Source organism: Paenibacillus sp. FSL H8-0122 (assembly GCF_038005345.1).
Lineage (GTDB): Bacteria > Bacillota > Bacilli > Paenibacillales > Paenibacillaceae > Paenibacillus_AQ.
In genome coordinates, this window is sequence record NZ_JBBOTB010000001.1 from 7,182,910 (window position 1) to 7,194,998 (window position 12,089).

Here is a 12,089-nt window from a genome sequence, read left to right on the forward strand (position 1 = left end):
CCGCGGCTCATTTTTTGGGCGGACGGATAGGAGAGAGGATGAAAGGTATGTCGGGCTACGGAAAATGGGTAGCAGGGAGCAAGACCAAATGGATTACTCTGCTGGTGTGGGTTGCACTGGTCGGGGTGCTTACGATGCTATGGCCATCAGTGAATTCACAGGTTGCTAACAATGCCTCCAATCTGCCTGAGGATTCACAATCGGTGCGGGCATCGGTCGTTGCCGAGAGAGAATTTCCGGCCGGAAGCGGAGTGCCGGCACTGCTCGTCTGGCATCGTGACGGAGGCATCCCGGAGGAGGATCTCGTACATATAACAGCAGTATACAGCAAGCTGGAGCAGCAGCCTCTTATGCATCAGAACTTCGTTCCGCCGCTGGGCAAGCTGCCGCCGCAGGCGCTGCAGGCGTCCTTGTCGGAGGACCGGAGCACGCTCATTACCCCGGTGCTGTTCGACAAGACGGCGGACAGCGACCAGCTCGGAGAGTCGCTGAAGAGCCTGAAGGAGCTGGTGCGGACGGAGACGGGGACTGACCCGTCTGCCGCCAAGCCGGACAGCGGAGACTTGAGCCTGCGCGTATCCGGCCCGGTCGGAATCTCGGTAGATGCTACAGGGCTGTTCAAGAATGCCGACGTGTCGCTGCTGATTGCCACCGTCATTCTGGTGCTGGTCTTCCTGCTGCTGATCTACCGTTCGCCGATTCTGGCGCTGATTCCGCTGGTCGCTGTAGGCTTCGCTTATGGCGTAACCAGCCCGGTGCTTGGCCTGATGGCCAGGGAAGGCTGGATTACAGTGGATTCGCAGGCAGTCTCGATAATGACGGTGCTGCTCTTCGGGGCAGGGACAGACTATTGCCTGTTCCTGATCTCGCGCTTCCGTCAGATGCTGAAGGTGGAGGAGAATAAGGGGCGCGCACTGCTGAGCGCCATTTCCCACTCCTCCGGGGCGATTGCGATGAGCGGCTTCACCGTGGTGCTGGCCCTCTTCGCTCTGCTGCTGGCCAAATACGGCGCGTACCACCGGTTTGCAGTGCCGTTCAGCGTCTCGATTCTGATTATGGGGGTAGCCAGTCTGACCCTGGTTCCGGCCTTGCTGGCGATCTTCGGACGGACCTCCTTCTTCCCGTTCGTGCCGCGCACGCCGCAGATGGAAGCAGAGCGGGCCAAGGCCAAGGGCAGACCGGTCCCGCAGCCGCAGCCTGCCCGCCGTAAGGGAATCGGGTACCTGGTGGTATCCCGCCCGTGGGCCATTGTCGGAATTACTGTAATACTTCTGGGAGTGCTGGCCTCATTCTCCAGCGGAATTAAGTTCACCTATGATATTCTGTCGTCGTTCCCGAAGACTATGGAGTCGCGGGAAGGCTTCGACCTGATCGGCAAGCAATTCTCCCCCGGTGAGCTGGCACCCGCCAAGCTGATGGTCGATACGGAAGGGTTATCCGGCGGAGAAGACCTGAAATCGGTGCTGAGCAGCCTGTCCTACGTGGATGTGGTCTCAGACCCGCAGCAAGGGGCCGTTAACCCGAAGATTACCGCCTATGATATTGAGTTCAAGGACAATCCGTATTCGATTGAGGCGATGGACCACATCCCGGCACTTCAGGCTACGGTTGAGTCGGCCCTGACGGAATCAGGGATTGAGAACGCGCAGGATAAGGTATGGATTAGCGGCCAGACCGCTACCCAGCACGATACCAAGGAGCTTGGGGAACGTGACACCGATCTGATCATCCCGGTTGTTATCGGCCTGATTACGGTGCTGCTGCTGGTCTATCTCAGATCTGTCGTAGCCACAGTATATCTGGTGGGGACAGTAATTCTATCGTTCTTCTCGGCACTGGGCCTGGGCTGGATCATCATTCATTATGTGCTCGGAGCAGATGCGATTCAAGGGTCCATTCCGCTATATTCCTTCGTCTTCCTGGTAGCGCTCGGGGAGGATTACAACATCTTCATGATCTCGAATATCTGGAAAAAACGTAAGCATATGCCGCTGAAGCAGGCGATTGCAGAAGGTGTGAATGAGACCGGCTCGGTCATTACCTCCGCCGGACTTATCCTGGCCGGTACATTCGCCGTTCTGGCAAGTCTTCCGATTCAGGTACTGGTCCAGTTCGGCATCATCACTGCGATCGGTGTCCTGCTGGATACCTTCGTGGTCCGTCCGTTCCTGGTCCCGGCCATCACCGTCCTCTTTGGCCGCGCGGCCTTCTGGCCCGGCAAGCATCAGGAGATAAGCGAAGCCTCTGCTTCGGATACACAGCGGTAAGAAGTGGTTAGTTCAGCAATTTTCTGAAAAAACAACAAAGAAATCGCCCTTTCGGGTAAATGGAAGATCCATCAACCATCCCGAAAGGAGCGATTTTTTTGCTTTTGCCAGCAAATCTTTATTAAAGGGAGAAGCGCTTCTTTTGTATAAAGCTAGTAGATCATCAGAATTAAACAAGTGAGTTCATTCCATAAAAGCAGTAAGGTACGAAGCTGCCTTCGTAGTGAAAAAACAGGGATAAGTGTATTCTGTGCAACTAAAAACAGGGAAACGGGTGGACTTCCTCTTCTAAGTGTAGTCTGTACAACTAAATTTGCCCGGATGGGCGAAAATCCAGGTATAGGGGCATTTTAATTGCACGAACTACATCTAAACGGAGATTTGGCAGCGTATCGGACGATTTAGTTGTACGAATTGCAATTAAGCCTACCCCTTGCACCCTAATCGGGATGAGTTAACCCCTCAGCAAGCTATTAGTTAAAGTAATTCTCAACATGTTTAGATCTGATGTGCTACTATTCAGCCTGAACGTCTGGAGTGCGGCTGTGCACCAGCTCGTACTTGTCGAGCGAGGAGCCGACAATGGCTTCGTTCCGGCCGGCACCGCGGTGCGAGTCCCGGAAGGAGGGGCTTGAGGTCCAGCCGTTCAGCGCTTCCTCATTCTCCCAGACGGTGCTGATCTTCAGCTCCTCTACGCCTTCCTTGGGAGCGCCGCGCCACACCTCCATGCGGATGAAGCCGGGGATGCTCTGCACCCCGTTATCTGCGCTGAACCGTGAGGCCAGCGCTTCACCATGCCCTTCCTTGATCTTAATCGTATTAGTAACTACCAGCATGCCAAGTCCTCCTTGTAGAGCTTTGCGTAATTTCCGCCTCCATTATTGCGGATTGGTGGTCCAGATGCCTGCCGTCTTCAGGAAGACGCGGTCAGGCAGCTTAAGCGCAGCGAGCGTCAGCTCGGCAACGTCCTCCGGCTGCATCATCCGGTCCTCGTCCCCGATCTTAAGACCCGCGCCGGTAGCGAGGCCTGTATTCACTGTGCTTGGGGTCAGCGCCACGACACGGATATTATGCTTGCGTACCTCCATCGCCAGTGACTCCGTCATGCCCATAAGAGCAAACTTGGAAGCACAGTAGGCCGAGCCTGCGGCGAAGCCGCGTTCCCCTGCGGTGGAGGAGATGTTGATGATATTGCCGCTTGAACGCTCGATCATCGCAGGCAGTGCTGCACGGGTCACATAATAGGCCCCGAACAGGTTGATCTGCATATGCCGTTCCCAGTCTGCCGGGTCCATCTCCAGGAACGTGCCGAACTGGGCGATCCCGGCGTTGTTAATAAGCGCGTCGAAGGGGCCGAGGTCCTTCTGCAGCGCTACTACCGCCCGCTCTGCTTCTTCACGTACTGCAATATCGGCTACGGCGATACTGACCTTGATGTCGTACACCTCGGTCAGCGCCGCCTTCAGCGCCTCCAGATCCGCCGAGGTTCTGGAGATCAGCCCAAGGTTGGCGCCTTCCTTAGCCAGCGCCATAGCGAGCGCCTTGCCGATTCCCTTGCCTGCACCTGTAATGACAATACTGGTTCCTCTCAAATCCATAACCTGTCGTCACGCTCCTTATATATAGAATGATGGGTAATTCTAGAAGATACTGTCTATTATACCTGAGCGGCCGGGCACAATCACGCCGGAGCCGCAGCTCCGGCAGTGCAGGCCGCCAGTCCCCCGGTACCACTTGTGCCGCTAATGTCCCGCAGCGCCCGGTCATCCCGCTTTAGCCTTCCGGCGTGATCGTCTTAAGCGGCACGGTCGCCGGACCTTCAAGCACATCGCCTTCGTAGGAGAAGCGGGAGCCGTGACACGGGCAATCCCAGGAGCGCTCGGCGTCATTCCACTCGCATTCACAGCCCAGGTGAGTGCAGGTTCTGTCAACGAGATGCAATTGGCCCTCAGGGTCGCGGTAGGCACCTACGCGTTTGCCGTCATGGAAGACGACTGCACCCTGATCCGGCTCCAGATCCTTAGTCTTGGTGTGTACAATCTCCACTTTGCCAGCCACCAGCTCCTTGGCGACCGAGAAGTTCTGCACGATGAAGTTCTTGATCGCGGGCACCGCCTTGAAGCGTGAGGGATCATATAACCCGGTGTAGGGGTTACTGCTTCCCAGAATGCCGTCTGCGATCAGGCGGGCAGCCAGGGTTCCGTTCGTCATGCCCCATTTCCCGAAGCCGGTGGCGATATAGATCTCCTCGTCCCCGGCGCGCTTGCCGATGTAAGGAACCCGGTCCAGTGTGAGCAGATCCTGGGTGGACCAGCGGAACGGAATACTGCGGATGCCCAGCAGCTCCCCGGCGAACCGCTCCAGATTCTCATAATGGCCGAACGTACAAATGCCTTGACCCGTCTTGTGGTTCTCCCCGCCGGCGATGACCAGCTTCCGGTCTCCCCATTCCACTGCCCGCAGCGAACGGGTAGGTTCACCGGCACTCAGATACATGCCGCCCTCATAATCCGTCTCCGGCTCGAACGCCAGGCAGTAGGAGCGTTCCGCATGCAGCCGCGAGAAGTAGAGAGACCCGCCGTCATAGAAGGGGAAGTGGGAAGCAGACACGGCATGGCGGCAGCGGATCTGGAGCTTCTCTCCCTCGGTATGCAGGGTTATCTGTCCGTCCGTATCGACCTTCTCTCCGATCGTCGTATGCTCAAATACGGCGCCGCCCCTGTCCAGAACCGCCTGCAGCAGCCCCTTCAGGTATTCCAGCGGGTGAAAACGGGCCTGATCCGGCATCCGGATGGCCCCGCCCGCGCCCAGCGGCAGGGGCACCTGATCCAGCCACTCTCCGGGCAGTCCCAGCTTGCCATAAGCCTCGAATTCCTTATTCAGCGCCTTCAGCGTCTTCTCGTCACCTTGATCCGCATACAGGTAGGCCGCTTCCCGCCTCATCCCGCAGGACAGGTCCAGCTCCTCCGCTGTGGCAATCATCCACTCCATGGCCTCGCTGTTCGACTGATAATACATCCTGGCCTGCTCCTCGCCGAAATGCTTCAGCAGATCATTATAGATCATGCCGTGCTGGGCGGAGATTTTGGCGCTGGTATAGCCGGTGGCCCCGCCGAGAATCTGTCCGGCTTCAAGCAGGGTGACCTTATATCCGGCCTTGGACAGCAGATAAGCGGTAGTAATCCCGGTAATTCCTGCCCCTACAATAGCTACGTCTGTGACATGATCTTCCGCAAGCACCGGAAAAGACGGCAGACCTGTACTGTCTAGCCATAACGATTCCGGAAATTGCGGAAGACCTTGCGAACGGGGTTCCTGTGTGCTCATAGTCTAGTCCCTCCTAAGTGATGATCCATTTCATTTATTACCACTCTTCCGTGAAAAGAAACGCCCCGCTCCCCCGGCAGGTGCATGAAAACCGCCAGAAAGTGCCAACCTAAGAAGAAATTCACGGAGCAGCGGGCGGAGAGGGGCAGAGACCTATGTCGGAACAACAGCATACACAAGCGGTCCTGCTCGAATGGATCAGAAGCCAGCTAAGCGGGTTCGGCGACCTTGAAGACAAGATCTTGACGATTCCGGCGGGACAGGTCAGCCTGCTCTATATCAAAAGTGTGACAGACGGACAGGCCATCAGCCGCAATATTATTGCTCCGTTCTACGAGATGGGCCATCCCGCAGCCTACTACAGCTATGTGGCCGATTACCCCGGCAGTGAAGAGGTGACAGACGGGCAGCGTGCTCTGGATCTTCTGCTCAGCGGCTATGCCTGTATTGGGCGGGAGGGCAAGCTCTGTTGCTTCGATGTCCTCCGGGCGGAGGCCAGCAGTATCAAGGAGACGATTACGGAGAGTATCAGCCAAGGTCCCTCCGATGCGCTGGGGGAGAGTCTGGCGGTGAACCTCAATCTGGTCCGGCGGCGGTATCTGTCCTCTGCGCTCAAGATGGAATTTACCGTTATCGGCAATGTGTCCAAGACTAAGGTGGCAATTCTCTATGACGAGAGCCGGGTGAATCACCAGGTGCTGGCGGAGTTAAAAGAGAAGCTGGACTCGCTGAAGCTCGACATTCTGCAGGCTGCCGGTGAACTGGAGAAATATATCAGCAGCGACAAGCTGCGCATTTTTCCCAAGACCATAGTAACCGAGCGCCCCGACCGGGTGGTATTCAATCTGGCAGAGGGCAAGGTGGCGGTCCTGCTGGATACGACCGGGTATGCGATTGTGCTTCCGTCCATATTCAATGATTTCTTCACCGCCATGGATGACAAAATCCATCTGCCCTTCGTCGGCCGCTTCCTGAAGCTGCTGCGCATTCTGGGCGTGGCCATGACGTTATGGCTGCCGGCCTTGTACATTGCCTTCACCTCATACAATCCGGAGATTGTGCGGGTGCAGATCGCCCTGCTGATCGGGGGAAGCCGCGCTACGGTGCCTTACCCTTCTTTTGTCGAGGTGATTCTGATGATGATTATGATGGAATTCCTGACGGAGGCCAGTTTGCGTCTGCCCAGAGCCATCGGTCCTACAGCGACCACGGTCGGCGGTCTGATCCTGGGGCAGGCTGCTACAGCGGCAGGGCTGATCGGCAACATTATGATTATTCTCGTCTCCGTAGTGGCGATATCCAATTTCCTGGTTCCGCTGAATATGATGAGCTTCTCCATCCGTGTGCTGAAGTATTTCTTTGTCATTGCCGCAGCTGTGCTCGGGCTTGTCGGTGTCGTGATCTGCCTGGTGGGCTTCACGCTGTACTTATGCAGCCAGCGCAGCTTCGGCCAGCCGTATTTCAAGATGTTCGTCCTTGATTCGCTGGGAGCGTCACTGAAGAAGAAAAGCGGGGGCTCCTGATGGCAAACAGCCGCTATTTCTACTGTCTGTTTCTCATGAATTCCTTGATCAATATCATTAACTTCGCCCCGCGGGAGCTGCTGGATGCCCGCTTCGACGGTGCGCAGTCCTCCATTCTGGTTGCGGTGGGCACGGGCACGCTGTTCATCTATCTTTTCACCAGTGTCATTTGTAAATTCCCGGGAAAGGGACTGCCAGAGATCTTCGGTTCAGTGATGCCGAGGCTGCTGGCCTCTCCGCTGATTATCGTATATGCGGTTCTCTGGTATCTGGCCGGGGCGCTGATTCTTCTGTCCTTTGTGGATATTACCCTGCGGTTCATCAGCCCGGACACCGGCCCAATGGCAGTCTTGCTCGGGTTCCTGGTATTGACCTGCCTCTGTGCCAGAATAGACTCGCTGTCCCTGCTCTATGGACTGGAAATTACACTGGCCATCACGCTCCCCTTAATTCTATACACGACAGTCAAGGCGGTGGTGAACCCGGACTTTAGCTGGGACGCCGTACTGCAGATCATGACACATGCCCTGCATCCTCCCGACTGGAACAGCCTCGCGGCAGCGACCTTTACATTCAGCGGCTACATTAATATGGCGGTCTTCAACCGGGTATTTCATGGCTTGAAGCTGAAGCATATCTGGATTCTGAGTCTGGAGGGGCTGCTCGTGCTGGCCATCACGTTTTATGTGCCCATCGGATATCACGGAACCGTCGGTGTCGAGCGGCATGTGTACACCTGGTTCACCACAGCGGACAGCATCCGGATTGAGTCGTTTTTGATTGAGCGTATGCTCTATCTCTTTTATTTTGCTTACAGCACGCTGGCGCTGGTCAGTGCCATTATCCAGTGGCATGTCGGCAAAGAGCTGCTCCTCAGCCAGCTCCCCTCCGCCCCCGGCAGACCTAAGACCAGACAGTGGCAGGAGATCGTCATTCTGGCGGTTTTTGCAGCGGGCACCCTGCTCCTGATGCGCATAGATCAGTACGATCTTAATATGCTAGGGGTATTCCTGCTACATATCCGCTGGTACGGGGAGCTGCTGCTGATCCTGCTGTTATTCGGGTGCTACTGGATGGTAAGGAGGCGAAGAGCGTGAGAGCGGGAGTAATCGGGACTCTGCTGGTGATGCTGCTGTCTGCAACCATGACCCTGGCCCTTACAGGCTGCAATTTCAAGGATATTGACCGGAGAATATTTGTGGTTGCTATTGGCATTGATCCCGGCCGGAAGGAAGGAACGTTCAAGGTTAGTCTGAAGCTGGCGATTCCGCAAGGGGATGTCACGAAGATTGACGAGAAGATGCAGATCCTGACCGAAGAATCGGATAGTATCTCTGAAGCACTGCGCAGAATGAAGTCCAAGGTGGAGAAGGAGCTCGACTATGTGCACTGCAAATCGGTGATTCTGGGGGAAGGGCTTGCCGCGGATGATATCCGGCATGTAACGGACTGGGCAGTCCGGCGCAGAGACATCCAGCTGATTCTTAATTTCGCCGTGGGCAGGCCGGGGGCGCTGGAGGTGCTTCAGGTTAAGCCGCCGTCAGAGCGCATTCCGTCCAACTCGCTGATTCTGGCAATGAGCGGGCAAGGCACCGAGTCGCCCTTCATCTCCAGTGTGTATTCCTACCAGCTTATGCGGAGTATTTATGAGAATGGGATAGACCCCATATTGCCGGTTATTGAAGCGCAGAAGAAGGACCAGTTCCTGATTGACAAGATCGCTCTGCTGGATAAAAGAAAAATCAAGCTGGTCCTCTCCCCGGACGAGACCCGGTTGTTCAACCTGCTGTCCCGCTCCAATCTGCGGACGAACTTCCCCGCCCATATAGGCGGCGGTATGTATCAGTACTATACGGAGAGCTCCTCTTCAAGCTACCAGATTGTCACTCCCGCAGATGAAGATTCCTATCTCCGCTATACCATTAAAATCCGGGCGATCCTGGAGGAGAACAGCACGGCGGAGATCGTCACCCACCATATGCTGAAGGAGATTGGGGAGGCCGGTGCAGCGGAACTGGAACATGCCGTAACCGCACTGCTGGTCAAAATACAAGGCAGCGGAATGGACCCGCTGGGCTGGGGGCTGCATTACGGGGCGAGGCACTGGAATAACGACACGGAAATGAGGGTATGGGAGAGTCTATATCCCCGTCTCGACTTCCGCGTGAATGCCAAAGTGGACGTTAAATACTCGGGCATGATCAAATAGGGCCGCAGGATTGACGCTTCCGGCATCAGGACTTATACTTGATCTAAAAACAAATTAGAGGATGATAAAAGATGAGAACCCTGAACCTGACCTCTCAGCGTCAAGCCGTGTATGATATCGTCCGCAATTCCCATGATCACCCTACCGCTGCGGAAGTCATGAACCGGCTGGTTGAGCAGGGGCATAACCTCGCTTATGGAACGGTCTACAATTCCCTGCGCTACCTTACAGATAAGCAGATGATCCGCGAGCTGAAGCTGGGCGAGGCGGCCAGCCGGTATGATGCGCGACTGGACGACCACCAGCATATTGTCTGTGAAATCTGCGGTGCCGTGGATGAAGTGATGAGCCAGGTCCCGCAGGAGTGGAGTGACTCGGTGGCGGCGGATACAGGCTATTCAATCACTCATACGCATGTGGTCTTCGGAGGCATCTGCCCGGTCTGCCAGAGCAGAAATTCACGCCAGAACTAGGACGTTTGTATGAGGTATGCTGGCTCGCTTAGTAACGGAATATAACAAAAGACCGTTTTCATGGAAACGGTCTTTTTGCTGTGCTGATATAAAAATTATCAATAAACATAGGGAAATAATCATAAGTTTCCAGAAAAAAGAGGGATTCGGGGGCTGGTATTTAATTATATATAGGATCCGGGAAATAATCCTTCTTAAGACCTATAAGGAAAGAGAGAGTGAGTCCATCATATGAATAAAAAGGTGCGTCTGAACATCCGTACGAAGCTGATTATTACCTATCTGCTTGTCCTGCTGGCACCGAGCATCATTATAGGCTGGTTAACCTATCAATCAGCCAGCAGCAACGTTGAGAAGCAGCTTACCAATAATGCCCAGGAAAGCGTAATTGCAGTGAATGAGATCATAAGTTCCAATATCCAGTCGAAAATAGATGATATTCTCTATTTCGCCGGACAGCTTCCGGCAGATTCCATTAATAACGAGGCGGCCGGACTGGCGGCGCCTGCACTGGAGAACAGATTGAGGGAGTATGCCGCACTGCATCCCGATGTGCTTGATATTTATGCCGGAACCAGCAAAGGCAAGAGCATCCGTGCGGCAGAGCTGGAGCTGCCGGAAGGCTATGATCCGCGCAAGGAGAATACCTATATCAACGCGCTTAAGCATGGCAACGGCACTGTAATCTCCCCGGTATTTCAGACAGTGAATGGAGAGAGCGCCATTGCGGTATCGGCGGTGCTCGCGGATGGAAACGGTGTTGTCAGTCTTGATCTGAATCTGTCCTCGCTTGCCGGTATGACGGATATCAAGGTCGGTCAGGAGGGCTATATTCTGATTATCGACAGCAGCAAGAAATTCCTGGTTCATCCCACAGAAGCGATTGGCGCGGAATCCTCGCTTGAGTTCGTGAAGCAGATGTTCGGGAGTGAGAGCGGAAGCTTCGATTATGTATATAAGGATGCACCCAAGAAGATGACCTTCATGGTGAATGAGCTGACGGGCTGGCGAATCGGAGGCACGATCAGCTTGAATGAGATTACGCAGGCAACCAGCGGCATCCGTGAGACGGTCTGGCTGGTCATCTCTGTATCCGTGCTGCTGGCGCTGGTGCTGATCTATTTCAACATTGCGTCGATTCTGAAGCCGCTGATCCGCCTGCGTAAGGCAACCGAGCGGATTGCCGGCGGTGACCTGTCGCAGGATATCGGGGAATTCCGGGGGGATGAGATCGGCCTGCTGGCCGGAAATTTCCGCCAGATGGTGGAGAATCTGCGGCAGATGATTATCGGGGTGCAGACCATGACGGATAATGTCTCTTTCTCCGCTGAGCAGCTGAGCGCAGGGGCAGAGCAGACGACCAAAGCTATAGAGCATGTTACAGTGGCCATCCAGGAGGTGGCAGCCGGCACGCAGCAGCAGGTAAACAGTGTACATAAAGGAATGGCAAGCACGGCTGCCACCACAACCGAGGTAGCCCATATCTCGGAGTTCATGAAGCAGGTGTCGGTAATGATGGACAAGACCTCGCTGTCGGCTTCGGAGGGCAATGATTCGGTCATCAGCGTAGTCGACAAAATCAACGGTATTCATGAGACCGTGGAGGAAATGGGTACCGTCATCGATCAGCTGAGTGAGCGGGTCGGGCAGATCCAGGGGATTACCGGCGTGATCTCGGGAATCTCGCGGCAGACGAACCTGCTGGCGCTGAATGCGTCCATAGAAGCGGCCAGAGCCGGTGAACAGGGTCGCGGGTTCGCTGTGGTAGCCTCGGAGGTCCGCAAGCTGGCGGAAGAATCCGGAAAGTCGGCAAGCCTGATCTCCGAGCAGGTTGCCTCTATCCATTCAGAGATGCTCCGGGCTACGGCAAGCATGGAGGATGCGAAGACCAAGGTGATGGACGGCATTATGGCTGTGGATACAACAGGACGTTCGTTCTCGCGTATCCGCAGGGCGATTAAGGGGGCCGCGGAGACTATAGGCGGAATGAACGAAGGCGTTCAGACCCTGACTGCAGAAGCAGATAGTCTGGATCAGGCTATTAGCGAGATCCGCGGCATTACCGAGGCTGCGGCAGGCAGCACCGAGACGATCTCGGCAGCAGCCCAGCAGCAGCTTGCCTCGGTGGAAGAGATCGCCTCTTCCACCGCCGACCTGAGCCGACAAGCCGATGAATTGCAGCAGCTGGTCGGACGCTTCAAGCTGTACCCGGGAAACCAGGCTCCTGCCGCGCCGGAAGCGGTCAAGCCGGGGGAGAGCCTCCCTGGGGAACAGCAGAATTCATGAGGCC

At 55.6% G+C, this 12,089-nt stretch carries 9 protein-coding genes; 6 read left to right on the plus strand and 3 right to left on the minus strand.

Annotated elements, in window-relative coordinates:
* The first annotated feature begins 38 nt into the window (after positions 1–38).
* On the plus strand, positions 39–2,267 hold the full coding sequence (locus NSS64_RS30890; protein WP_341142615.1) for an MMPL family transporter: 2,229 nt from the start codon (positions 39–41) through the stop codon (positions 2,265–2,267).
* 515 nt (positions 2,268–2,782) lie between these two features.
* On the opposite strand, the gene NSS64_RS30895 is transcribed toward NSS64_RS30890, so the two are convergent.
* The 3 genes from NSS64_RS30895 to NSS64_RS30905 form a co-directional block, all read right to left on the minus strand.
* A complete protein-coding gene (locus NSS64_RS30895; RefSeq protein ID WP_341142616.1) occupies positions 2,783–3,103 on the minus strand; it encodes an antibiotic biosynthesis monooxygenase in 321 nt (106 codons plus the stop codon).
* Between the two features lie 42 nt (positions 3,104–3,145).
* On the minus strand, positions 3,146–3,865 hold the full coding sequence (locus NSS64_RS30900; protein WP_076080926.1) for a 3-ketoacyl-ACP reductase: 720 nt from the start codon (positions 3,863–3,865) through the stop codon (positions 3,146–3,148).
* A 175-nt stretch (positions 3,866–4,040) separates the two neighbouring features.
* Positions 4,041–5,594, minus strand: coding sequence for an FAD-dependent oxidoreductase (locus NSS64_RS30905; RefSeq protein WP_341142617.1), 1,554 nt, complete (start codon positions 5,592–5,594; stop codon positions 4,041–4,043).
* A gap of 155 nt (positions 5,595–5,749) precedes the next feature.
* Here NSS64_RS30905 and NSS64_RS30910 point away from each other — a divergent pair, with 155 nt between their 5' ends.
* The 5 genes from NSS64_RS30910 to NSS64_RS30930 all read left to right on the plus strand — a co-directional run bounded on the left by NSS64_RS30910 (position 5,750) and on the right by NSS64_RS30930 (position 12,085).
* A complete protein-coding gene (locus NSS64_RS30910; RefSeq protein WP_341142618.1) occupies positions 5,750–7,117 on the plus strand; it encodes a spore germination protein in 1,368 nt (455 codons plus the stop codon).
* A complete protein-coding gene (locus NSS64_RS30915; protein ID WP_341142619.1) occupies positions 7,117–8,214 on the plus strand; it encodes a GerAB/ArcD/ProY family transporter in 1,098 nt (365 codons plus the stop codon). The genes NSS64_RS30910 and NSS64_RS30915 overlap by 1 nt, the downstream gene beginning before the upstream one ends.
* The gene (locus NSS64_RS30920; RefSeq protein ID WP_341142620.1) at positions 8,211–9,326 is read left to right on the plus strand and encodes a Ger(x)C family spore germination protein; all 1,116 of its coding nucleotides are present in this window, start codon (positions 8,211–8,213) and stop codon (positions 9,324–9,326) included. Before NSS64_RS30915 ends, NSS64_RS30920 begins: the two co-directional genes overlap by 4 nt.
* Positions 9,327–9,397: 71 nt before the next feature.
* Complete coding sequence (locus tag NSS64_RS30925; RefSeq protein WP_340946463.1) at positions 9,398–9,799, plus strand: Fur family transcriptional regulator; 402 nt, start codon at positions 9,398–9,400, stop codon at positions 9,797–9,799.
* Between the two features lie 231 nt (positions 9,800–10,030).
* Positions 10,031–12,085 (plus strand): methyl-accepting chemotaxis protein, encoded by a 2,055-nt coding sequence (locus NSS64_RS30930; protein WP_341142621.1) that lies wholly within the window; start codon positions 10,031–10,033, stop codon positions 12,083–12,085.
* Positions 12,086–12,089: the final 4 nt, after the last annotated feature.

What these genes read in the sequence shown, in the direction of transcription:
- NSS64_RS30890 (WP_341142615.1), top strand. Translation starts at nt 39, where the DNA reads ATGAAAGGTATGTCGGGCTACGGAAAATGGGTAGCAGGGAGCAAGACC.
- NSS64_RS30925 (WP_340946463.1), top strand. Translation starts at nt 9,398, where the DNA reads ATGAGAACCCTGAACCTGACCTCTCAGCGTCAAGCCGTGTATGATATC.
- NSS64_RS30895 (WP_341142616.1), bottom strand. Translation starts at nt 3,103, where the DNA reads ATGCTGGTAGTTACTAATACGATTAAGATCAAGGAAGGGCATGGTGAA.
- NSS64_RS30915 (WP_341142619.1), top strand. Translation starts at nt 7,117, where the DNA reads ATGGCAAACAGCCGCTATTTCTACTGTCTGTTTCTCATGAATTCCTTG.
- NSS64_RS30930 (WP_341142621.1), top strand. Translation starts at nt 10,031, where the DNA reads ATGAATAAAAAGGTGCGTCTGAACATCCGTACGAAGCTGATTATTACC.
- NSS64_RS30910 (WP_341142618.1), top strand. Translation starts at nt 5,750, where the DNA reads ATGTCGGAACAACAGCATACACAAGCGGTCCTGCTCGAATGGATCAGA.
- NSS64_RS30905 (WP_341142617.1), bottom strand. Translation starts at nt 5,594, where the DNA reads ATGAGCACACAGGAACCCCGTTCGCAAGGTCTTCCGCAATTTCCGGAA.
- NSS64_RS30900 (WP_076080926.1), bottom strand. Translation starts at nt 3,865, where the DNA reads ATGGATTTGAGAGGAACCAGTATTGTCATTACAGGTGCAGGCAAGGGA.